The organism is Crenothrix polyspora (assembly GCF_900163755.1).
Taxonomy (GTDB): domain Bacteria; phylum Pseudomonadota; class Gammaproteobacteria; order Methylococcales; family Methylomonadaceae; genus Crenothrix; species Crenothrix polyspora.
Map to the genome: position 1 here is coordinate 1 of NZ_FUKI01000163.1, position 20,492 is coordinate 20,492.

General features: G+C 45.9%; 27 protein-coding genes. 5 read left to right on the forward strand and 22 right to left on the reverse strand.

What is annotated here, in order from left to right; all coding sequences use genetic code 11:
* Nucleotides 1-284: 284 nt before the first annotated feature.
* Together CRENPOLYSF2_RS16365 and CRENPOLYSF2_RS16370 are read left to right on the forward strand one after the other, a co-directional pair.
* Nucleotides 285-1,550: a hypothetical protein gene (locus tag CRENPOLYSF2_RS16365; protein ID WP_087145024.1), complete on the forward strand. Its 1,266-nt coding sequence runs from the start codon at nt 285-287 to the stop codon at nt 1,548-1,550.
* Between the two features lie 141 nt (nt 1,551-1,691).
* Nucleotides 1,692-1,967, forward strand: coding sequence for an EF-hand domain-containing protein (locus tag CRENPOLYSF2_RS16370; RefSeq protein WP_087145025.1), 276 nt, complete (start codon nt 1,692-1,694; stop codon nt 1,965-1,967).
* A gap of 599 nt (nt 1,968-2,566) precedes the next feature.
* Here CRENPOLYSF2_RS16370 and CRENPOLYSF2_RS16380 read toward each other — a convergent pair.
* From CRENPOLYSF2_RS16380 to CRENPOLYSF2_RS16465, 20 genes are all read right to left on the reverse strand, one after another.
* Entirely contained in the window at nt 2,567-2,755 is a 189-nt protein-coding gene (locus tag CRENPOLYSF2_RS16380; protein WP_087145026.1) for a hypothetical protein, read from the reverse strand.
* Complete coding sequence (locus CRENPOLYSF2_RS16385; RefSeq protein ID WP_087145027.1) at nt 2,755-3,330, reverse strand: hypothetical protein; 576 nt, start codon at nt 3,328-3,330, stop codon at nt 2,755-2,757. The genes CRENPOLYSF2_RS16380 and CRENPOLYSF2_RS16385 overlap by 1 nt, the downstream gene beginning before the upstream one ends.
* Nucleotides 3,327-4,436, reverse strand: a complete 1,110-nt coding sequence (locus CRENPOLYSF2_RS16390; RefSeq protein WP_087145028.1) for a GTA baseplate fiber-binding domain-containing protein — start codon at nt 4,434-4,436, stop codon at nt 3,327-3,329. The genes CRENPOLYSF2_RS16385 and CRENPOLYSF2_RS16390 overlap by 4 nt, the downstream gene beginning before the upstream one ends.
* Nucleotides 4,429-5,685, reverse strand: coding sequence for a phage tail protein (locus CRENPOLYSF2_RS16395; protein WP_087145029.1), 1,257 nt, complete (start codon nt 5,683-5,685; stop codon nt 4,429-4,431). The genes CRENPOLYSF2_RS16390 and CRENPOLYSF2_RS16395 overlap by 8 nt, the downstream gene beginning before the upstream one ends.
* Complete coding sequence (locus CRENPOLYSF2_RS16400; RefSeq protein WP_087145030.1) at nt 5,685-6,113, reverse strand: NlpC/P60 family protein; 429 nt, start codon at nt 6,111-6,113, stop codon at nt 5,685-5,687. The genes CRENPOLYSF2_RS16395 and CRENPOLYSF2_RS16400 overlap by 1 nt, the downstream gene beginning before the upstream one ends.
* Nucleotides 6,113-6,937, reverse strand: coding sequence for a DUF2163 domain-containing protein (locus CRENPOLYSF2_RS16405; RefSeq protein ID WP_176371147.1), 825 nt, complete (start codon nt 6,935-6,937; stop codon nt 6,113-6,115). Before CRENPOLYSF2_RS16405 ends, CRENPOLYSF2_RS16400 begins: the two co-directional genes overlap by 1 nt.
* Entirely contained in the window at nt 6,934-7,578 is a 645-nt protein-coding gene (locus tag CRENPOLYSF2_RS16410; protein WP_087145032.1) for a DUF2460 domain-containing protein, read from the reverse strand. The genes CRENPOLYSF2_RS16405 and CRENPOLYSF2_RS16410 overlap by 4 nt, the downstream gene beginning before the upstream one ends.
* On the reverse strand, nt 7,578-11,366 hold the full coding sequence (locus CRENPOLYSF2_RS16415; RefSeq protein ID WP_087145033.1) for a tape measure protein: 3,789 nt from the start codon (nt 11,364-11,366) through the stop codon (nt 7,578-7,580). Before CRENPOLYSF2_RS16415 ends, CRENPOLYSF2_RS16410 begins: the two co-directional genes overlap by 1 nt.
* A gap of 3 nt (nt 11,367-11,369) precedes the next feature.
* Nucleotides 11,370-11,873: a hypothetical protein gene (locus tag CRENPOLYSF2_RS16420; RefSeq protein ID WP_087145034.1), complete on the reverse strand. Its 504-nt coding sequence runs from the start codon at nt 11,871-11,873 to the stop codon at nt 11,370-11,372.
* A 55-nt stretch (nt 11,874-11,928) separates the two neighbouring features.
* Nucleotides 11,929-13,452 (reverse strand): hypothetical protein, encoded by a 1,524-nt coding sequence (locus tag CRENPOLYSF2_RS16425; protein ID WP_087145035.1) that lies wholly within the window; start codon nt 13,450-13,452, stop codon nt 11,929-11,931.
* Between the two features lie 14 nt (nt 13,453-13,466).
* On the reverse strand, nt 13,467-13,715 hold the full coding sequence (locus tag CRENPOLYSF2_RS16430) for a hypothetical protein (protein WP_087145036.1): 249 nt from the start codon (nt 13,713-13,715) through the stop codon (nt 13,467-13,469).
* Nucleotides 13,716-14,141, reverse strand: coding sequence for a phage tail terminator protein (locus tag CRENPOLYSF2_RS16435; RefSeq protein WP_087145037.1), 426 nt, complete (start codon nt 14,139-14,141; stop codon nt 13,716-13,718). It lies immediately after the preceding gene.
* A 367-nt stretch (nt 14,142-14,508) separates the two neighbouring features.
* Nucleotides 14,509-14,670, reverse strand: coding sequence for a hypothetical protein (locus CRENPOLYSF2_RS18925; RefSeq protein WP_176371148.1), 162 nt, complete (start codon nt 14,668-14,670; stop codon nt 14,509-14,511).
* A 3-nt stretch (nt 14,671-14,673) separates the two neighbouring features.
* Nucleotides 14,674-14,814 carry a hypothetical protein gene (locus CRENPOLYSF2_RS18930; RefSeq protein ID WP_176371149.1) on the reverse strand — a complete coding sequence of 47 codons (141 nt, stop codon included), beginning with the start codon at nt 14,812-14,814 and terminating at the stop codon, nt 14,674-14,676.
* A gap of 80 nt (nt 14,815-14,894) precedes the next feature.
* Nucleotides 14,895-15,329, reverse strand: coding sequence for a gp436 family protein (locus CRENPOLYSF2_RS16440; RefSeq protein ID WP_087145038.1), 435 nt, complete (start codon nt 15,327-15,329; stop codon nt 14,895-14,897).
* Nucleotides 15,330-15,338: 9 nt separating this feature from the next.
* Nucleotides 15,339-16,091, reverse strand: a complete 753-nt coding sequence (locus CRENPOLYSF2_RS16445; protein WP_087145039.1) for a hypothetical protein — start codon at nt 16,089-16,091, stop codon at nt 15,339-15,341.
* A 2-nt stretch (nt 16,092-16,093) separates the two neighbouring features.
* Nucleotides 16,094-16,291 (reverse strand): hypothetical protein, encoded by a 198-nt coding sequence (locus tag CRENPOLYSF2_RS16450; protein WP_087145040.1) that lies wholly within the window; start codon nt 16,289-16,291, stop codon nt 16,094-16,096.
* A gap of 4 nt (nt 16,292-16,295) precedes the next feature.
* Entirely contained in the window at nt 16,296-17,237 is a 942-nt protein-coding gene (locus CRENPOLYSF2_RS16455) for a major capsid protein (RefSeq protein ID WP_087145041.1), read from the reverse strand.
* 10 nt (nt 17,238-17,247) lie between these two features.
* Complete coding sequence (locus tag CRENPOLYSF2_RS16460) at nt 17,248-17,586, reverse strand: DUF2190 family protein (RefSeq protein WP_087145042.1); 339 nt, start codon at nt 17,584-17,586, stop codon at nt 17,248-17,250.
* The gene (locus CRENPOLYSF2_RS16465; protein ID WP_176371150.1) at nt 17,586-18,647 is read right to left on the reverse strand and encodes a phage protease; all 1,062 of its coding nucleotides are present in this window, start codon (nt 18,645-18,647) and stop codon (nt 17,586-17,588) included. The genes CRENPOLYSF2_RS16460 and CRENPOLYSF2_RS16465 overlap by 1 nt, the downstream gene beginning before the upstream one ends.
* Nucleotides 18,648-18,804: 157 nt before the next feature.
* On the opposite strand from CRENPOLYSF2_RS16465, the gene CRENPOLYSF2_RS16470 reads away from it, so the two are divergent.
* Nucleotides 18,805-19,074: a BrnT family toxin gene (locus CRENPOLYSF2_RS16470; RefSeq protein WP_087145048.1), complete on the forward strand. Its 270-nt coding sequence runs from the start codon at nt 18,805-18,807 to the stop codon at nt 19,072-19,074.
* A complete protein-coding gene (locus tag CRENPOLYSF2_RS16475) occupies nt 19,058-19,405 on the forward strand; it encodes a BrnA antitoxin family protein (protein ID WP_087145044.1) in 348 nt (115 codons plus the stop codon). Before CRENPOLYSF2_RS16470 ends, CRENPOLYSF2_RS16475 begins: the two co-directional genes overlap by 17 nt.
* On the opposite strand, the gene CRENPOLYSF2_RS16480 is transcribed toward CRENPOLYSF2_RS16475, so the two are convergent.
* On the reverse strand, nt 19,402-19,872 hold the full coding sequence (locus CRENPOLYSF2_RS16480; protein WP_087145045.1) for a phage virion morphogenesis protein: 471 nt from the start codon (nt 19,870-19,872) through the stop codon (nt 19,402-19,404). The genes CRENPOLYSF2_RS16475 and CRENPOLYSF2_RS16480 overlap by 4 nt on opposite strands.
* Before the next feature lie 69 nt (nt 19,873-19,941).
* Here CRENPOLYSF2_RS16480 and CRENPOLYSF2_RS16485 point away from each other — a divergent pair, with 69 nt between their 5' ends.
* A complete protein-coding gene (locus tag CRENPOLYSF2_RS16485; RefSeq protein WP_087145046.1) occupies nt 19,942-20,205 on the forward strand; it encodes a hypothetical protein in 264 nt (87 codons plus the stop codon).
* Here CRENPOLYSF2_RS16485 and CRENPOLYSF2_RS16490 read toward each other — a convergent pair.
* Nucleotides 20,195-20,440, reverse strand: a complete 246-nt coding sequence (locus tag CRENPOLYSF2_RS16490) for a hypothetical protein (protein WP_087145047.1) — start codon at nt 20,438-20,440, stop codon at nt 20,195-20,197. The two genes, CRENPOLYSF2_RS16485 and CRENPOLYSF2_RS16490, sit on opposite strands and share 11 nt — an antisense overlap.
* Between the last annotated feature and the right edge of the window lie 52 nt (nt 20,441-20,492).

Consider the following 20,492-nt stretch of genomic DNA (forward strand, 5'->3'; position numbering starts at 1 on the left):
ACGTGAAACTTGTTTATGGGGGCTGTTATTCGACATTTAAAGAGTGACTGAGTACTAGGTTTGCACTCCGTTTATCAAAGTATTGATATTAATACGCTGTATCTATTAACCCCCGTTGTGGTGCAATACGCTTTTGCTGTTGTAGCTTAGTACTCAATCAATTTTAATATGTCGGGCATGTTTTTAACCAGTGTGAGATCTACGAGGTTTTAAAAACCTCGTAGAGGCTATTCTCGTTCTGCTCGATAAAACCTAAACAATATAAATAATAATACGGGTAAGCTATGAACAAGCGTACTATAAAAACAACAAAGCTATTGTCATCGCTGTTTATCGCGCTATTGTTATCGGGTTGCACCAGTTTTGGCAAGGGCGTGGTTGAAGCTGTTTTGGAAAAATCCGAAAATGAAGACACTCGCCAATGCCAGGTTTGGGGGCAGTCGTTTAAAGGCATTGCAGCCAATCTGGATAACAAAAAAGGCAAAACAAAAATCTTGTTTGTCCACGGCGTGGGCGATCATGTCCCTGGTTATACCACTCAGTTTTTGGAAAAATTAGCCAAGAATTTATATTTAAATGCCCGTTCGGCAGAACAGAAAAACATTGAGCTGACGGCACCTTTATTATCCGATAAAACGCTGGGTAATTTGCGCATCTCGCATTTGCTCAATGAGCAAAATGGACAGGAACTGACGTTTTATGAATTAACGTGGTCAGAAATATCCCGTGCAGAAAAGCAAATATTGGCATTCGATACCTCGGGCGATCACGATTTTCGCCGTGCCAAAATCAATGGCTTATTAAAGAAATTCAGTAATGATGCGGGTGCTGATCCTGTTATTTTTAGCGGAGAAAGCAGGGAACCTATTCTAGCGACCTTTGGGCAATCCTTTTGTTGGATGGCAACCGCCGATTGGCAAGAGCTGCCCAGCAGTGGCAAACAGGCGTGTATAGGTCTGGATGATAGTGCGGCTGATCGTATTGCCAAGGACCATTATGTGTTTATTTCTCACAGCATGGGTAGTCGCATCGTGACCGATGGTTTAGATCGCATTATTGGACTGCTTTCTAATTATAAAAGTATCGTGGATAGCAAGGCTCTTGAAGCATTCAAAAACAAGCACATTCGTATTTATATGTTATCCAATCAACTGCCTATGTTGCAATTGGGTAGAAAGCCCCCCGAAGTAACAGGTGACGATGCCAGTTATTGTCAAGCTAACGGGGCTAATTACAATAAACGTATGTTTAAAGAAACTGACATTGTTGCCTTTAGCGATCCCAATGATTTATTAAGTTATTCCATACCCCATGAATTTGCCGAAAAATATATTGATTCCAGGCTGTGTGCCGACATTACCAATGTCAATATCAATGTTGCTCCAACCATGGATGCCTTCGGTTTGACTGATTTTGCTAATCCAATGACAGCGCATATTGGCTATGATACCGATGATAGGGTAATTGCTTTGATTGCCCAAGGGATTGGCACTAAAGACGAAGCACCGCTGATAAAACAGCGATGTACCTTTACTAAGGAAGTGCATTAAAAGTCATGGAAGCCACGAACCAGGATTGGGAGAGACGTAAACCGTAGCACCGAAAAAAATCATTGGGGGTCGGATTCTGAGATATTCACAAAAATTCTGATTCCAATTTATTAATCTTTATACATTAGGAAAGGCATAAAAATGAATTTTTTAAAAATAACACTTTTAGTTTTACTAACACAGGTTTTGCCTAGCTTCGCCGATGCTTCTGAGAAAATAGAAAAAATTAACGCTGTCATTACTGAGCGCTTTGCAAAGGCAGACGTGGATAAAGACGGTACATTAACGTTAGACGAAGCGAAAAGCGGCATGCCTCGTGTAGCAAAAGAGTACACTGCCATTGATACTGCTGGCTCTGGCAAAATTACAGCTGAGCAAATCAAAACCCATATGGACGCAGCCTATGGAGGCAAATAAGCTTTAAAATAGGCTGTAGCTCGGAGATCAAGTTGCTTTCATTCATAATGACTAACAATTCCATCATCGTTTCAATTGTAATGGTCTAATAATCTTGAACATTGCATTAGACGTTTTTTTAAAAAGGGTTGTTCAAATTGATTAGGTGAATCTACCAATGATTTTAGATGGCATATACAAAATGGAATGCCATTGAATGTTCTTAAAGAGCTTGGTGGATGGGCTGATTTAACAATGGTAATGCGTTATGCCTATTTATCAAGTGACCGTCTAACTGAGTATGCAAGTAATTCGATACCTATTGTCAAGCCGGTACTTTCTTTAATTAATGGTGGAAAAGTCACAAATTAGTCACAGGCACAAAAAAAGGCTTAGCTGAAACAGTCTAAGCCTTTGATTTTATGGTGGGGTGTGAGAGGCTCGAACTCTCGACCTATGGATTAAGAGTCCCGTCCTTACAATAATAGCCAATTAAAATCAATATGTTGCAATGCTCGCCAAGTAATGAACAGCGACAAAGTTACTATATACAGCGTTATATTTACTACACTGTAGTTACAAATTTACTACAGTCGCACGACACTTACGGTACAAATTAGTCACACGTCAGACACAAGGTAATCCACCCCATCAACCAACTCAAACGTTTCCGGCCTAAGCTCATTTGCCCAAAACAATCCTAATTGTGGATAATGTTCTTTGGCCATTTTTTGCACAGCCTCTTTATCAGCCCCCACTATGGTGGCCAGATGTAAATGCGTGGTTGAAAACACATAACAGGTAAACATTACACCACCTCAATGTCGTCTATTAAAAATTCGGGGCTTGTGCCGGTAACACTTTGCGCTGTGAGTGTAACAGATGATAAACCGACAAAAGACGTGGGCATGATGTGCTTCACCCAATCGTAAGGCGCAACACCATCAACCGCAACTGTAGTTGACACCGTGCCGCCTGCTGCCAACGTGCCCACAATGGCAATACGTGTACACACAGAATAGGGTGAACGAACTGATAAGTCCGGTAAAAAATCGCGTGTTCTTCCGCCGGCATAAAACGATATTAATCCAAAAGGCTGGCCGTTTTGCCGTGCAAACGTGATAATAGAGCGATCATTAGCATTAATCAGCGCCAGCGAGGTATTGTGTTGATTAATGCCTAGCGGACACAAATACAAGCCTTCTGAGCCTAAAGCGGGGTTTCCAGTGAAGACGAAGCCATTACTTGTGACTGAGATATCCGCATATGTAGCACCAAATGTTGCATCGACAACCGCTTGTGGAATAACATCTTCAAATTTAATTATCGACGCTGTGGCCTGTGGCGGCAAAAGTATTGCCAGTGCTGCGTACAGTGTAATCACAATGCTAAGTCACCCCCGATAAATACATTTGCTGCGACTCCAAAGTTATTACTGTCGCACGCAAGCGCAATCCAAGCGTCTTTTCCAGCGCTTTTTGTAAAGTTCTGTCTATTTTTCAGTACAGCACCTGACGAGGCGACGAATTGAACGCGACCAGTACCGATTTGTCTTATAGAACAACACCAACCCACGGGTAGCGTGTTACTTATTGTGACTGTAACGTCCGTAGCCGCCGTAAAACGAAGAACGCTGCCACTCGTTACAAACGACGTTATCGTAAATGCAGTAGCTGATATTGTAATATGTTTCTCTCTATAGCCTGAAATTACGTCATCAGCTATGGTTACAAGCGATTCTTTTACACCGTCTAAACTACTGCCCACTATCACTTTGTCTTCGTTAAATGTCCCAGGTGCTATGCCACCACCGCCTCCAGCTGATACGAATGGAGGAATCATGAACGGATAAGCAACTAAGTCGCTCATCTGCTGTAAACCGCTCTCTGTGACGTTGAAGCCTTGAAACTTTAAATACACTACATTTTCAGCCAGCTCGCTAGTATAACTGTATTTAAACAGCACGTTGTCGATGAACACAAACGGGGCATTGGTGACAGCACCCTGTGGAGAGTCATACAAGCCACGGCGTAAATAAGACAAATTGTAGCTGGATTTGCCATTGATTAAGTTAGTTAAAGTAGCATCACGGTAGGCCAGCAACTCACCGCCCACATAACATAATGATTGCGCTGTATTGACAGCAACGTTGCTGACGGACTCAATGGCATTGGTAAAGGCGTGCATTGTTACACTGAGCGTGTTGGTAATATCGGGTGATGTACCGGCGGGTAAGCTGTCGGTTAGCCAGCCTTGCCGTGATTGCCTGTACAGTTTACCAATGGGTTTGTAAGTGCTGTCATCTAAAGAGGCAAATACCGTACAGCCGCCGTATAACGCATCAGGGCAAGTAACCGCCATCCATAACTCATTATTACCGTTGACTAACAATGGCGGTACGGCAAAAATAGTCGGCGGATTGATTAAAGCCGGTATATAAGTGTTATCGGTTTCATAGCCGTAACTGTCTTGCACGTCATATCTAGCCACAATAGACTCCTTCGGGGGCTTCTTCTACGGTAATATGCAAACGCCCGTCTTGCTCATCACGAATAGACGTTATTCGGCAACGGGCATTGTCTAAGCCTAATCCGGTATCGGTAATACTGACAAAATCCAGTGGTTCTAACTGATCTGCCTCACAAAATGTGCTGATTTCATAAGTGTTACGAATATACAACCCGCGCTGTAACACGGTATGTGCCACAATTTTGGCAATAACAGGATTTAACAGACAACTGAGCGACAACACCGCATCAGGGCGTAAACCAAACTGGGCAATATTGGCCTGGTCGCTGACATCAATGGTAAATTTGTTGTATTCTTTGGCACGGTTTAGGCATTCAACAGCAACTTTATTGTAGCAATCGACCGGCTTTTTACGGGTGGGTTGAATCGGTTCGTCCACGTTATCATCATCAAAAATATACATAATTGCGGTATTTGGGACATAACTCACACCGTGGCCGGTAAAGGCTTCATCGGCATAAGGACGAAACTTTAAACGGCCTTCACTCCAGACAATACCGGCATTGGCCACCAGCGCCCATTCGGTTAAATAGTCATGCGCGGGTTTTTGGGTATCTAGCACGGGGCTGATTAAAATATTACGCGCACAGCAATAGGCGTGCATATCATCGGTTGCTAAGGGAATTGTCGTGGTGCTGGCATCAAGCGCACCGTAATACGGGTTGTGCAAAAAGTCATCGACGACATCTTTAATATAAGCGTCGGTATAGTTTTGGTCAGTCGATTGGGTGCTTAAACAGCGGCCAAACACTTCAATGGAGTGTGATCCTATCGTCGCCTCTGTGCCAAGGTCGTAGCCACTGCCTGCTATTAATGCGGTATTACTGTAATTAAGGGCTTCGGGCGCATTGGTACTCAACAAAAAGGGCCACGCCGTTTGTGCCATGCCGCCGCTGCGGGCAAAATTAAAACCGGCTTTGGTGTAATTGGCATGTTTGTCCTTGTTGCGCCACAGCCGTCCTATACCGCGTACTTGTCCTTCACAAATAAACATCATCACCGAGGCTTTATAGGTATACCAGGTTGATCCACCGCCCAAACCTTTACCGGCTTCGTGTTCGGTGGCTTCAAAATCGCGTAACGTGCCAAGGAGTGGTGCAACCCGATTAGTGCCGTAACAGATTTTAATGGGTGATCCATAACCCACATCCTGTACATGCGCGGTTTTTATACGATCAGTTGTTGTACCGCCGCCGCCAAAAAAGCCCATTAACCGTCCTCAAAAATAGAATAAAACCGATGTTCGCGTACCGATAACTGGCCACAGCTGGCATCCGCATACACCACGCCTTCCACCACATCCGCATGAATAATGAGCGGCCAGGCAATAACAATAGCCCCATGACTGAACGAACGGCCACAGCGCCACACGGCAATATCGCCTGGCAAGGGCTGTTCAACACGGTGGGCGTACTGTTCAACCACGGCTAAATAGCGTTCTTCATCGCGGTGCATGGCCCAATCGCGTGGGTAACTGCCTACCGTAGGGCGCTCAATCAGGCCAGACGCGGCGTAAATAGCAATCAGAATCTGGCCACAATCTGCCGCCACATACGGCACACAGGCGGCATGATGCCAACGTGCGCCTAGCCATTTTTTGGCCTCATCTACAATGTGCTGACGTTTATCCATAGACATTACACACTGGCCTCTGGGCTGGGGATGTAAGGGAAGCCTCTGAATTTGTTATCATTATTGAACACAGATTGACAAATTGCGCGGGTTTTAGGACAGCCAGGATAAGCAATAAACGCATCACCCACGGTGGGAAGATGGTCAAGTTCCAAGGACAGTTCAATTCTACCAGCGGAGTAACGTTTAATAGTGCGTCTTGCGCCATTGTTTAAGCCCGATGTAAAGGTGACCATGCCTAAATCAAAATAGGTGTCACTCCCAGTGCTAGCACTGCATCTTAATAAGCGTTTAGTTGTTCCGGCTTCGATAACGTCATAATAAGAAAATTCAGCTTTGCTCACGCCGCAGCCGCTGTCAAACAGCTCATTAACACAGCCAGACGTATAGACATTACGCGGCATAGGCACATTCAGTAACAACACCAATGCGCTGAGGGTGAGTTCCACACGGGTGCGGTCATAACTGACATCCGACACAATACCTTCAAATAAATGCACGGTATAATCGCGTCGGGTACGGTAAATCACCACTTTTGCACCGTCAAAACCGCCGTTGAGTGCAAACACCGGCAAAGGAATCCCTGAAAATACGTTATTGGCGTGTTGGTACAATGTGACGGTGACTTCATCAACATTAATGCCGACACTACAGGTCATCGCACTGCGTTCAAGATTGGCTAAGCCTGCTTTATACCGATGGCCGTTAAAATCAATATCGACATCGGCGGTGGTTAAAAACAACGGCGGCAGTGTGGGCGATGAAATGGTATACAGTTCGGCCACCATGCCAATAGGTAATGCTGCACTACCGGATAACAGCGTTTTCATAAAGACCGTGTTCCCACGACAGAACCTATCATTTTTATATCTGCGCATTCATGAAAGCCGTGCATGAGTTGGGTAAAATCGTAGCCATCGTCTAAAAAGCGCACTTTATAGTAATAACTGCCACTCCAACTCAGCACTTTACCAGCGGCGGGGGCGACGCTTAAAAACACAACACCATTGCCATCGATCGTGTAAGTGCCCAAAGCCAGCAATACGCCATCAATAAACAGACGCGGTGCGCCATTGAGCGAATTAACCGGCTCGGTAAAACCGCCGTAGGTTCTGGTCAACTGAAAAATATCGGTAGTGCCATCACAGGTGGCTATTTTTTGATTACTGACCGTATTATCATTAGGATCGGTGTACCAAAAGTCTTTACTGCTACCCGCGTGGCGTAACACAAACCCCATTAAGGTCTGTAATTGCTGTGATACCTGACAATCGTCGCCGTCGTTGTCATCCAGAAACTCAAACGACAAAGCAAAGCTGTATTTGGGGTATTGGCGAAATGAAACACGACTTTCTTTGCCGCTTAACGCTTCAAACACGCTGCTTTTAAATTCGGGGCGCTTGCTGCTGTTGTAAGCCAGGCCGTCTAATACGGGAAAAACCTCTAGCGGGGGCAGAACAAAAGTACCCATTATCTCTTTCCTGTATTAAATTTACGCGCTTCACTGTTGGCGGCTTTCACAATGTGGCTGCTGTTTTGTTTAATAAAGGCCTCGGCAGACAGCACGCCATTAAAATGCAGAATGTTTTCTGTTTTGTTAATCACGGGCTTACTGGGTGCGCTGTGCTGTGCTTTTTGAACACTGCCCGCCAGTTGATTGAGCTGTTCAACCGAGACAGCGCGAGACTTTCCGGCCAAATGCTCAGCGGTTTGGCCAGCGTCATGACTGATTGTTAACAACGACTGTGGCACAGACCAGCCACCGGTGAGTGTGCCGGTTTTTATCGCGGTCTGAATGTGCTGGGTCATATCGGGTAAGCCGGTGGCTTGTTCGTCATGCAGCACGCGGTTTTTAACAAACTGGGTAATGTTTCTAAAGTTTTCCGCAACCCCTGCCGGTAATACCGATTCATTTTCGTGCAGCACGTAAGGTGCGCCGTTTTTATCGACTTGCCATTCGCCGCCTTTAGCGGATCCCACAGCCAGTGTGCCAGCAAACGCGGCAGCAGCGGCCACCGGCGCAAGCACCACGCTAAATGGCCACGGTATTTCAGCCATGACCCATGCGAACGCACCTTGCGCCGCTCGTGTTGCATTCATTACGCTTGAAGCCGCGTTAGCCGTTCTTTCAATTGCAGTACGAGCTACCGTACCAGTCGCCACCGCTGCTGTCTGCGTAGCTTCGCTGGCAACTGTAGTGCCCACTTTAACAGCTTCTTTCGTTCCAAAACCAAATGTTTCCCACAGCCAGTGTGCCCCCAAAACGGCTTTTTTACCGACCAATTGCACGGTTTCCCACACGGTACTGGCGTTTAATAAGGCTTTCTTTTTGGCTTCTTTACCTGCAAAACCGGCCACTTCCCACGCCCATTGCGCGGCAGCCATGAGTTTGGTTTTAATAAACGCCTGTGCGTAACTTAAGGCGATGGACTGTGCGGCATGGCGTGCGGCATTGGCAATGGTTTGCTGGCCGGTTAAAATGCCATTGATGGATTGATCGAGGGCATTTTTTAATGGGGCAAAGGTGTTGTCAAAGCGTTGCTTTTTTTCCAGGTCAACTTTGTCGTCATTGCCTTTTGTGTTGGCGGCGTGTTTTCTGTCTTCAGCGTTATTTTGCTGGTTAAGGGCGGTGTTTTCGGGTTGGTTTTCAGGAGAAATAAGCGCACGGCGTAAGGCAATGGCATTTTTGGCAATCTGGTAGCGACGGTTTTCAAAGCCTTGTTGTTTGGCTAAAAACTCGGCCTGTGTGATTTCACCCAGTGCCAATTGTTGCTGTGTATCTTCTTTGGCCAGTGCCAAACGTTCCAGGGCGTGTTCTTCAAAGCGGTTGATGTCTTCAAGAGCGGCGGCGTTATTTTCTTTTAACCGTGCGGCATTGTTTTCGACATACAGTGCCAGTATGGCATCGTTGAATTGCTTTTGTTGTTGCAATAATGCGGCACGATTGGCGCTGTAATTAGCTTCAATCGTGGGCAGTTGTTCGGGTGTTACTGTGTTTTTGTCTTGTTCAAACTGCTTGGCGGCTAAGGCCAGTTTTTGCGAAATGGCCGCCAGATTGGCTTTAATGGCTTTTTCTTGTTGGTCGGTCAGTTCGGCGTAATAGTCATTAACGCCAATAGCGCCGCTGTCTTTAAGCCGTTTTAGGGCATCAATGGCGGTTTTTGATTCGTGTTCGGCCTGTGCAACATTCAGCTTAATGTCCGATTCAGCCGTGGTAACGGTGGCTTTAAACTGGTTTTCCAGTAACGCGGTTTTGCTTTCCAGTTCGGCCAGTAGCCCTGTGTCACGGCCTGAGCCGCCATTTTCTTGTTTGGCTTTGTCGTAACTGCTAAGAATGGTTTTAACATAGGCTTGTGTTTCAGGAAAATGCGGAATAAAACCTTTTTTAAGTGAGTCTCTATTTTCCCCCGCGTTGTAGCCTGCCAGTGCCAAGTCTAAGCGACCATTGAATTTCTCCAATAACAAAGCCATGTATTTGGCTTGTGCCTCAATACTGGCAATGGGGTCTTTGCTGTTAGTTAAGCCAAAGCGTTTAGCGGTATCGGGCATGAATTGTGATAAGCCCACTGCGCCAACACCTGATTTTACCGTAGGGTTAAAGCCGCTTTCTTGCTTGGCTTGCGCTTTGAGCAAGTTTTCATCAATACCGTATTTTTTAGCCGCTTCAGCAAACTTGGCCTGTACTTTGTCCAGGTCAAAGCCAAACTGTTTAGACGCTTTAGCCAAGGCCTCATCGAGATGATTGCCAAAGTCTTGGGCGGTGTGTTTAAGGCTGAATTTATCAGTAATGGCTTTTTCAATGGCCGGTGTAAAATCTTTACCCAGTTCGGCTTTGGCTTTGGCCAATTCAGCAGCCATTTTTTGGGTGTTATCGGCGTATTTTTCCGACCAATCCGCCACCTTTTTAGCGTGGTCAGCCATGTCCATCTGTTGTTTAGCCAGTGCCTTAGAATCTGCTAAGGCTTTAGCATCGGCATCGGCAGCTTGTCTTTTCGCATCGCGTTCCGCTTTAATGGCTTCAATAATTTTTTGCCGTTCCAGTAAGTCGGCTTTTAACGCATTCTCTTCTTCAGCTTTGTAAGTGCCTGTTGCAACCGCTAAGGCCGTGGCTTTAACGGGGTCTGTTTCAAAAAACCTGATAACGCTTTTACGACTGGCAATGCGTTCGTTTATTTTTTCAAGTTTTTCAAAATTACCATTAGTATCATTGAGCTTATCGGATAAAACATCCAGCCAGCCCGACCAATTGGACACAATTTTCTTAATGAAGCCTTCGCTTTTGTCTTGCAGTAACGCGTCTTCAAATTTATGCCAGGAATCAGCCAGTATGGATATTTTGCCATTTAGGGTTTCCATAGCGCGGGCATTAGAGCCTTCGGCCATTTCCCCCATTTTGGCTATCAGCTTTTCCATGATGTCGCGGGTTATTTCACCCGCTTCTGACATTTTTAACAGTTCTGCACTTTGTTTGCCGGTGACTTTAGTCAACAGATCGTAGACCGGCACACCGCGTTCAACCATTTGGTTAATATCTTGCGCCTGAAGTTTGCCCTTGCCCCAGGCTTGCCCTAACGCCAAGGTAACACCCGCCAAGGTATCGGCACTGCCGCCTAATTTACTGACCTGATTGGTCAGCGCATCCATCACCGCTGCCGTGGGTTCTAGGCCAAAGTTTTTCAGCATAACGTAAGATTTCGTTAAGCCTTTTATCTCAAAGGGGGTATCGGTGGCTAATTGCAGCATTCTATCGAACACTTGTGCGCCTTTTTCAGCCGACCCCGTAACAGATTCCAGCTGAGTGCGCAGCGATTCCATCTCACGGTTGGTATCCAAAATATCTTTGGCCAATGCCATGACACCCAAGGTGGCAAAAATACCTTTCATGCTGCTAAACGCCGTGTTTGCAGATGATCTTAAATTATTAAAGCCGCCTGATACCGTGCTCAATGCACTGTTAACCGCTGATGATGTGGTACTGCTTAGGGCAGAAATACCACTGGAAACGGTCGTTAATGCACTGCTTACCGTAGTAGAAGCAGAACGTGTGATCGATGTTAATGTGCCGGTTGTTGCGGTTAATGCGCTACTAGCCGCTGTAGCAGCAGATTGAGCTGCCGCCGTACTGGTGCTGATGGCACTGGCGACCCCGCTTTGTACCGAGGTTGACAGGCTGTTAAGATCAGCCCTGGCCTGATTAACGCCAGCACGTAAGCCATCCGTTACCGCATTAATCACAACCCTAATAGTTAAATCACTCATCACTTACGCTCCATTTCTGGCATTTTCCAACATAGATTTAAAAAACCGCCCGACTGGATCGGGGCTTGATGTGTCTTCGTAGCCCAAATACGCCGCCACCAATAAATGCGTGGGCGGGTGAGCGTTTAAGTACGGGGTTAATTCATGCAGCCGTGACAACGTCATATGGTTATCAACATAATCATAATCCCAGCCAAACGTGATGCACAGGTGCGCGTAAGTGTCGCCCCACTGCTCAGGATTGGTGCGGCTTTTGCTGTCTTTTACCTGGGTTAATCCGGCGATTGTCGGTATTAGCGTAATAAACGCCATCAGCTCATCGGGCGTGGCTTTTAATACGATTTTGTCATCAAAAAACAGTTTTAACAGGGCGGCCAGCGTGGCATTAAAGTCGGTATCAGGCACAGACAGCGCGTTATACAACGGCATAATCTGGCGTAATTGCTTAAACACCGGCTCTTTAACAACATAGGGTTTTCCGGCGAGCGTTATGGAGGTGTCGGCCATGTCATCACCTTAAAAGACTGCCTGGCCGCTATCAAACGGCCAGACAGGGGAAATACTAAACCGAGGTACTGACGCTGTAGACAATGCCAGTGGCTTTATTGGCAAACGCTTGGAGTTCAAACTTCATGGGGGCAAAATCATCTTGCTTGGTGGCAACACCACAGCCTTTCATTTTTACGCGCTCAAAAGAAACCGTCATCATTTCGCCATCCATTTCGTACAACAAATCCACCATTAACGTAGGCGACTCACCAATTTTGTTATTGACAACGACAATGGTTTGTCCACCGGTAGCTTCGTATTGATAATCAATAAACAGCGTATCACCAGCATTGGTCGCGTCAAAATAATACGAACCGTTATCGGACACCGCATATTGATTGTGCAATAACGACAATGGATTGGTTAACGCCACGCGATCTAAAGTAATGCCGCCCTGGTGTCTTACGCCCAAATTGCGTAAAAATATGCCGTTGTTGGGTGGGGTTACCGTCATAAACTGGTAATCAGTGCGGTAACTGACCTTAACGGTATCGCCTGCATCGGCTGAATCAAAAAGATAATAGCCTTTGTTATCTACAAGATATTTACCAGAACCTAATGTGCCTAAGGCAGCTTGCTGTACTAGGGTTTCACCCGCCACGACACCGGTCATTGGTGTACCGGAATCTGAGGCTAGCATCACATATTCGGGTGACAACCATTTTGCCGACGAAGGGGGATCAATGTAAAACCCATAGGCCGCCGCTGGTAACACATCAATTTTGCTGGACGCTGCGACAGCGTCTGTTGTGTGACTGATTGTCATTACGCCAGTCTGCGCTGGGTTAAATATCAACACGCCATTATCTGACGCAGAATAATTTTCTACGTTTGGAGTTGCGTCTGTCAATCGGTACGTGACGCGCGGTAATGCAGTCACCGTGCCTTTAATCACCTTGATAACGCGCGTGACTTGACGCATATCATAGGTACGATCTGCCGGAATTTTAAAGGTAGTCTGAATGCCCGTGCCGTTGCTGGTATAGGAAATTATGGCCGTTTTGCCGACATCCTCCGCCGAGAAAATCACAATATTAGTGCTGCTATACACGCGCACTTCACCTGCTGCTGGCGTGGATGATGTGCCCTGTATAGCGACAATACCCGCAATAAGAATGTCGTCTACGCTGTCGACACGCGCCAGATTAAAATGAATGCTGTTCAAAATTTTGGCATTCACAGTATTTGATTCAGGAATCAGATGGCCATTTCTATCACGACTGATTTTAAGCTGACGTTCTTCCACATCTTGCCCAAAACACAGCGCATTGAGCTGTTTGCCTGATATTTCAGACACCGTCATCGATAACGACAGGCTCTTTTTGCCACCGGCCAAACGTGAGGCATACGCGCCCTGGCCGTGCATTTCTTTTAGATCGGATTTATTATCCCAGCTAATATCTTGAATGCCTTCAATGGCAATGGCTTGCGGTGGTTCAACACAAGTGCCGTCGGTTTTACGGATTAAGGTAACAAACGCACTGCCCGAACCAAACGGGACGGCCTGCGTTGAATTATTATTGCTATCACATGACATGTGAGGATCTCCAGTTAAGCGTTAGAGGTAGAAGTAACAACGGGAACAGCGGTGAGTTTAACAACGCGTGTTTGTGCGGCACGGGCTAAAGCAGCAGCCTTTTCGGCATCCAGTTGTGCTTGTCGGCCTTTGGCACTGACAAAGCCCTTAGTAAATGCACTGCGCTGTAAGTGGTCAGGAATAGTGATAATGTCATCACTGTCCGCGTCATAGGTTTGGCCTACCAAGGTAATGCTATTAACACCCCATTTGTATATTTTCATTTAATGTCTCTCATAAAAACGCGCGGAATAAATATCCATCCAGCGCAAGGTATTGTTTTTGTAATCCACAATTCTGCCGCGTAAAAAATCAACTGGCTTGGCCATTTCATTGGCTTGCCAGCCGTACAATACGCAACGAATACTTTTCCGCACGTCTTCCAGTTCGCGGTGACTGAATGCACCGTAATTATTGGCCACGTTACGCACCACAATCACCAGGGCAAACTCGGCAATAATCATGCTGGAATGCCCCAGTGGGTGAGTCAGGTTGCTTTTTGCCGTTTCCTGTACAGGAATAATGTATACACTGGGCACTTTGGGCATGGCGCCTGATTCTGTCGCGTCTAAATCCGCTGAGCCATACACACGGTTATGCAGCACGGGTACTTCGCTTTTCAAGCGTTCGACAATGAGATCAAGATTCATTGCACTACCACCAACGGATTGCGGTAATAAGATCGGGCAATCGATAGGTAAAAATAGCAACGCTTAATACAAGGGCGAGTCCTATTAACTTCCATATTAAAGTGTCCGACTTGTCTATTAATTCCAGCATCTTGACTACGCCATGGTTTACGTTAAAATTCATGTACACTTTTTCCTTTCTTGGTAAGGATTGAGTTAAAAACCCTCGCCAGATTGCGTCTGTCGGGGGTTTTGCTTTTTAGATCATCTTAAAATCGGTGCAAGCGCACTCACTAACGGTGCTAATGTTGCCGTTGCTAAAATAAGCGTAATAAACCACACCGCAAAAAAACGGATATTCGATAGCTCTTTCATCATTTTTATGAATCTATTTATGTAACGTTAGAAACATCGAAATAAAATGGCTTAACGCGGTAATAATGTCGGGTAAAGTGACAAACACCACGGCTAATCCAAGGCAAAACATAAGCCAACCGCTGTACGGTATATCCATATTCAGACCTTCTTTTTCGTTGTACTTGATGCGCATTCGTTAATGATTCCGTAGTGCCGCAATAATTTCAGGTAATCGATAAGCAACAATAATGGCTACAACCGATGCCGTTATTTTTAAGGGTGTCCACAGGCTTAAAATCTCTTTTAGCACCAAAATAAACACGTTATACTGCTCCATAAGTTCGTCCTTCTCGTTTAAGGATTGAATTAAAAACCCTCGTCAGATTGCTGTCTGTCGGGGGTTTTGCTTTTTGTAGGCTACCAGTTACTGACAAACCTCGGCTGCCATGAACCAATCACTGCCAAGGGAGCTGCCGCTTCCTGCACTTCTCCTCCCGTGCCGTTGGGATCATTAACAGGATCAACCGGAACCGTTAATACCACCGTACCGTTGGCCAATAATTTCAGCCAGTCAATTGCCATTTTGTAGCGTTTTTCAACCTCATCACTCATGATGTCATCGTACAAACGGTAACGGGCAATGTCGCAGCAAGGGCGCACCAGCGCGGTAGGAATGCTAAAAAACGGCAACCGATACCGCGCCAGATAACTTTCAATTTCTGCACTGGCATCGGCAATGGCAATATTAAGTACCGTGTCATCAATGGCCGCCTGGTTAATCCTGTCCGTTCTCTGGATTAATTCATCCCTGCTGAACCGTTCGACCATGTCTTGCTTCGTGCAGAAAATCATGGCGTTACCTTACATTGCTGCCAGTGCTTGAACGCCAACCATGCCATCGCCATTAAAATCCAGATTGGCGACAACGCCACCACGGATCACAGTAAATTGATCGGTTAAATCAATCACCAAATGGCTGACAGACGACATAATCCACGACGGCACAATAAACGCCATGCCAAAGCCTGAAATCTTCTTACCCATATTGGAATAAGTTGCCACAATGCTAGCCGGTACACCGTGCCAGTTATCGGTTTTAAACTCATAAGACGCTTCAGTCTCGCCTACATTTTTCGCCACCGAAAAGAATTCAGCGTACATACCATCCGACAATTTAAGCTTTATTCCGGTGATAAAGCCTTCAGCATCACGAATAATGAACTCTTCCACCACGCGTGCTGTGGTTGCCATGGCTTTAACCACGCTAGCAACGCTGTAGTTAGTACCATCGATAACAACACCCACCGCAGAAATAGCTTGCAGAAAAGCCGGAGATTCAAAGACACTTTTGACCATCGCTTCTACTTGCGCGACCTCCAGGCTGTCTAAAATATCGGCTTTAATGGCCACTTCTTTTAACTGAATGCGTAATGCGTCAATCTCGGCATTCAATTGTGTGGTGTTGTTGTTAAGATTCCATTCCAGCTGGTCATGCGCCTTAGAAGCCGCTGTGACAATGCCAGATGCTAACAAATACAAACTGTCGTTATTCAGTTCTGCTAAACCTGCGGAAGCGGCAAACGACATGTTTTCGGTAATTACATTTTTAGCCATGATTATTTTTTAGGTGGGGGTTCAAGTGCCGCCGGTTTTAGATCGGCGGGTTTTTCTTTTAAAACGGCTGGCTGAGCTAGCTCAATCACGCCATTTACTAAAAGACTTTCAGCGTCCTTGTCGGTTAATTCGACAACATCGCCTAATTTTGCAATCCCATCAATCAGCTTTATGGGCGATAAAACAGAATACTTAACCATACGCTTACGCCGGATTTTGAATTAAATAACCCGATGACATACCCGCCAACACCGGCGCGTATTCATAATGCACGCCGTAAATCCATGATTCGTGGTTGTTGTCGAAATAGCTCATTTTAACCATGGGGTTATTGGCCATCGTGTAGGTGTAGCCAAAGCTGGGTTGTTCAATGCCGATCAGGCTTTGTGGCACATAGGCCAATACCACGTTATTGCCCCAAATATCACCGACCTGATTAAGGTCATTAAAGGCAATGGCCTTGCCAACAATAATCTTGTCGACATTAAACAGCCCTTCCAGCATTTTGGCAGTAATGGTGGTGGCATCCGGTGACACGTTGGCGTTGTACTGCAAACGCGCAATCACGTTGGGGTTGTTTTTGGCGGCATTAAAGGCAAGCGCTGACATCAACATCACGTTGGGATAAATGCCGGTTTGCATCCGGATGATTTCCCGCGCATTGTCCACGTCGGTTAAGGGTGTGCCGGTAGCGGCTGACCATTTGGTTGCACCTGCCAAGGTGACTCGGTTGCTTGCTCCATAACTGGCCAAGTTTGTTGCCAGGGTGGCTTGAGTAATTTCACGCTGTAACAGTAATGAATTCATCACCGCATAAATTGACCGCGCTGCTAAATCAATACCGGGTACGGCTTTGGCATCGCGTAAGTATTCTTGTGGCACAATCGCTTCTAATGAGGTTTGCTTAAGCGCATAGGGTTTGCCCGAATAACCAATACTGATCCGCTTGGTGGCAGCACCAGGGGCACGCGCCGAATCAAATATTTTCATGTGCTCTTTGCCAAACTCAATAATCTGGCCGCCAGACTGGTATACCGTAACAGGCGGAAACAGTTCGCTACCGACCAGTTCCATGTTTTTGTAGCCTTGCACAATATTGGTTAAGATAGGGTCGATAACCCTAACTTGTTGGGTAGATAATGCCATTTAAAATTCCTTAACTGAGTAATACTTCGATTAGATCGCCCGCAGCAGCGGCGGATTGCAGGGCAATGCCCACCTGGGTAACACTTGGCACACCGGCTACGGCTCTGCCTATGCCATCGGGTGCTATTACTGAGCCTTGACTGATGGCACCCCCCGCTTCAACAATGGCTGTGCCAATGGCGGTAACGGCCACTAATTCACCGGCACTGGCGGGGCGTTCAGTCACACCCAAAACGATAATACCTGCACTGGCGGCGATAAAGCCCTGTGGGGTAACAATGCGGTATTGTGGAATGATAGTGAGGGCGGTAATCGTCAGCGATAAAACACTTCTGGCTTGTTGAGACATTAGTTAACTCCGGTGGCGTTAAGGGCGGTAAGGTAATCAACACCGTGTTTATGTTGGTAGGCAACGGCGGCGCTGTGGGCAGACAAGCGTTCACTGTCGACGCTAAAACCGACGGGGGTGTCATAGCGTAAGCCCTGTTCACCTGGGGCTTTGCCACCGGTTTGTGTACCGGCCAAGGCGGCAATAGGCTGGGCTACTTTTAAAAAATCATTGAGTGCGGACAATTGGCTTTTGCCCAAGTCACGCGCCCATTGTTCCTGAGCGGGTAGCAAGCGGCCATCTAACAGGGCAGCGTTAACCGTGTCATCAATGTCTTTGGCGGCGACTTTGTCTTTTAAGGCGCTCAGTTCTGCTTGCACTTCAGAAAATTTGGCCAGTGCTACAAAGTTAGCAGGGTTTGCTTTCGCAGATAATTCGACATTTTTGGTTTTTTCGGCGGTAAGTTCGGCGCTGAGCGCGTCAACTTTCGCCTTGAGTTCTTCAGTAGTCATAGGATTCTCATGGGTGATAAAAGGGATTTCGGTATCAAAGCCAGCGGTAAGCACGGTGGCTGAGGTTTGGTGATCCGCACCAATAGCCACCACAGATATTTCTCGAACGCGGCCATTTCTAAACACAACGACAGGGCCGGTAAATGTGCGGTTATTGACGGTAATGCTTTCGCCGGGGTTTACTTCTTCTATCGATTTCGGCCAAATACCGACCGATAGTTGCCACGGAAAACCTTTGTCGGCTTTGGCGGCAATTTCGGCAGCATCATCATCGACATCTGCAAAAAGGCGTGCATTAATGCTGAGCTGTCCCGTGTGAGTGCTGACAGTCGTAACCAGGCCAATCGTATCGTCATGGCAATGTCCTTGCAGTAAGGGAATGGGGGTATCAACGGTGAGGGTGGCCAGATCAATGACCAAGCGATTCCAGTAACCATGATCGGTCACCACATCGCCTGAATAAGCAATGCCGGTTAGCTCACGTTCGCCTTTGGCTGTGGGGGTAGAAAAATCCGCTTTAGCTAAAAACTGAAAGGCGGTGCTTGGGAATTTTTTAGTATGTGTTGTCATGGCGACCACCATAACAAGCTTTTTTTTAGGTTTGAATGTGACAAATGTCACATTTTTGGATTTATTTTTGTGGGTATTGGTATTGTCTTTTCGGTTATTGACAGTTTTTACGCGCTAAATGCTTGCTTTTTGTATTTTTGTTTATACAATAACTACCATGAATTATGAATGGGACGAAAATAAACTGGCTATTAACCTTGCAAACCACAAGGTGCATTTTGGTGTGGCTGAACAATTTGAGTGGGAATCGGCATCCGTCGAGCCGGACAACCGCAAAGACTATGGCGAGCCACGCTTTATCGCTTATGGATTTATTGGTGTTCGATTGTATTGCTTGGTATTTACCCGGCGTAATGACGCTGTCCGCATTATCAGCCTGCGTAAGGCCAACCCAAGAGAGGTAAAACGTTATGTTATTGAAAACTAAATCAGGCCGATTAGTAGAATTGCCTACTGACGAAGAAGAGGCTGAAATTAACGCAGGTATTGCCGCTGACCCAGATACGTATGAACTGAACGATGAAGATTTTACAAGGATGCGCCCTGCATATGAGGTATTGCCTGAAATATTCGGTGCGGATATAGCTGCCGAAATGCTGAAGCCTAAAGGGGGCAGACCGCGAACTGATACACCCAAAGTATTTACGGGCATCCGTCTTGATTCCGACATATTGGAAGCCTTTCGAGCCACTGGAAAAGGCTGGCAAACTCGTATGAATGACGCACTAAAAGAATGGCTTAAGGAACACGCCGTCTAACCCAACCCCCGCTGAATATGCCGATTAATAATGCCAATCACATCATTACCCCATGCTTCGGGCAGCTGACTGGTAGGCAAAAACTGCCGTGCTGGAATATCACCCCATAAATGCGGAAAGGCTGACTTTTTACCACCATAGTTTTGCATGGCGGCGTATTTTATGTTGGATCCCGCCTCAACCGATGCGCCATTAAGCACATTACTGGTAATGCTGTTTTTTAAAATACCGGTGTCGTTTAACGGTTTTTCACTGCCATCACGTCGGCGTTTTTTTGTAACGGGCGATAATTCCGGCCATTGAGCACCGTCGGGGGTTTCGGTATTAATAAATAGCAGGTCGATTAGGCCAACCATAGAGTGACCAATCTCGCCCAATGCGGGTGTTAAGTTTGTGCCTTGCCTAATCAGGCTGCTGAGCATGGCATCAACCTGTTGGCTGTTTATTTCTATGGTTATGTTGGGCATTTATCACCTGTCTTATTGAACTTATTTATGCGTATGGTAGACTTAAAATCACAGTAAGTGGAGGTTGTCATGAATGCCGTCGTTAAACCAACAAAGCTTGAAACTATTTTTGATCATAATATTACCGATGTCGAGTTTGAAGAAATATTAGGTGAACCAGAAACACTGGATGAATACCTATATAGCCTTAGCCAAGACAGCGCCTATGCTCACCTGTATTTTCTCTATGAGTTAAGAGAAGACATGGAAACTGCTAAGCTGTATTTGAATAAAATCAAAGATGATCGGTATCGTAAAGGGCTTTCAATTGCATCATGTATTCTTAGTAACTGAGAATACTTTTAACTTTGCCTTTAAAATCAGAAGTTGACTCTGGCAAATAAGTTAATGCCTTAGAAATCCTATTAGACTTTAACCCGCTTTTTTCAGATAACAGCTCTATAACTTTTTCTTTAGCCAATTGAACCGGCTTTTCTATAAGCCATATTCCCTCAATAGCCTTAATCAAAGTATCATCAGACTCAATCCCAATAGCTTGTATCAGTGTATTAAAATTGTCTCTGTACATGACAAAAAATTATAGCGATTGGCAACATTGTTTTAAATCAATAAATTGAAGC

Coding starts and splice junctions, on each gene's coding strand:
- CRENPOLYSF2_RS16365 (WP_087145024.1), top strand. CDS start 285: ATGAACAAGCGTACTATAAAAACAACAAAGCTATTGTCATCGCTGTTT.
- CRENPOLYSF2_RS16370 (WP_087145025.1), top strand. CDS start 1,692: ATGAATTTTTTAAAAATAACACTTTTAGTTTTACTAACACAGGTTTTG.
- CRENPOLYSF2_RS16380 (WP_087145026.1), bottom strand. CDS start 2,755: ATGTTTACCTGTTATGTGTTTTCAACCACGCATTTACATCTGGCCACC.
- CRENPOLYSF2_RS16395 (WP_087145029.1), bottom strand. CDS start 5,685: ATGGGCTTTTTTGGCGGCGGCGGTACAACAACTGATCGTATAAAAACC.
- CRENPOLYSF2_RS16400 (WP_087145030.1), bottom strand. CDS start 6,113: ATGTCTATGGATAAACGTCAGCACATTGTAGATGAGGCCAAAAAATGG.
- CRENPOLYSF2_RS16405 (WP_176371147.1), bottom strand. CDS start 6,937: ATGAAAACGCTGTTATCCGGTAGTGCAGCATTACCTATTGGCATGGTG.
- CRENPOLYSF2_RS16410 (WP_087145032.1), bottom strand. CDS start 7,578: ATGGGTACTTTTGTTCTGCCCCCGCTAGAGGTTTTTCCCGTATTAGAC.
- CRENPOLYSF2_RS16415 (WP_087145033.1), bottom strand. CDS start 11,366: ATGAGTGATTTAACTATTAGGGTTGTGATTAATGCGGTAACGGATGGC.
- CRENPOLYSF2_RS16420 (WP_087145034.1), bottom strand. CDS start 11,873: ATGGCCGACACCTCCATAACGCTCGCCGGAAAACCCTATGTTGTTAAA.
- CRENPOLYSF2_RS16425 (WP_087145035.1), bottom strand. CDS start 13,452: ATGTCATGTGATAGCAATAATAATTCAACGCAGGCCGTCCCGTTTGGT.
- CRENPOLYSF2_RS16430 (WP_087145036.1), bottom strand. CDS start 13,715: ATGAAAATATACAAATGGGGTGTTAATAGCATTACCTTGGTAGGCCAA.
- CRENPOLYSF2_RS16435 (WP_087145037.1), bottom strand. CDS start 14,141: ATGAATCTTGATCTCATTGTCGAACGCTTGAAAAGCGAAGTACCCGTG.
- CRENPOLYSF2_RS18925 (WP_176371148.1), bottom strand. CDS start 14,670: ATGCGCATCAAGTACAACGAAAAAGAAGGTCTGAATATGGATATACCG.
- CRENPOLYSF2_RS18930 (WP_176371149.1), bottom strand. CDS start 14,814: ATGGAGCAGTATAACGTGTTTATTTTGGTGCTAAAAGAGATTTTAAGC.
- CRENPOLYSF2_RS16440 (WP_087145038.1), bottom strand. CDS start 15,329: ATGATTTTCTGCACGAAGCAAGACATGGTCGAACGGTTCAGCAGGGAT.
- CRENPOLYSF2_RS16445 (WP_087145039.1), bottom strand. CDS start 16,091: ATGGCTAAAAATGTAATTACCGAAAACATGTCGTTTGCCGCTTCCGCA.
- CRENPOLYSF2_RS16450 (WP_087145040.1), bottom strand. CDS start 16,291: ATGGTTAAGTATTCTGTTTTATCGCCCATAAAGCTGATTGATGGGATT.
- CRENPOLYSF2_RS16455 (WP_087145041.1), bottom strand. CDS start 17,237: ATGGCATTATCTACCCAACAAGTTAGGGTTATCGACCCTATCTTAACC.
- CRENPOLYSF2_RS16460 (WP_087145042.1), bottom strand. CDS start 17,586: ATGTCTCAACAAGCCAGAAGTGTTTTATCGCTGACGATTACCGCCCTC.
- CRENPOLYSF2_RS16465 (WP_176371150.1), bottom strand. CDS start 18,647: ATGACAACACATACTAAAAAATTCCCAAGCACCGCCTTTCAGTTTTTA.
- CRENPOLYSF2_RS16470 (WP_087145048.1), top strand. CDS start 18,805: ATGAATTATGAATGGGACGAAAATAAACTGGCTATTAACCTTGCAAAC.
- CRENPOLYSF2_RS16475 (WP_087145044.1), top strand. CDS start 19,058: ATGTTATTGAAAACTAAATCAGGCCGATTAGTAGAATTGCCTACTGAC.
- CRENPOLYSF2_RS16480 (WP_087145045.1), bottom strand. CDS start 19,872: ATGCCCAACATAACCATAGAAATAAACAGCCAACAGGTTGATGCCATG.
- CRENPOLYSF2_RS16485 (WP_087145046.1), top strand. CDS start 19,942: ATGAATGCCGTCGTTAAACCAACAAAGCTTGAAACTATTTTTGATCAT.
- CRENPOLYSF2_RS16490 (WP_087145047.1), bottom strand. CDS start 20,440: ATGTACAGAGACAATTTTAATACACTGATACAAGCTATTGGGATTGAG.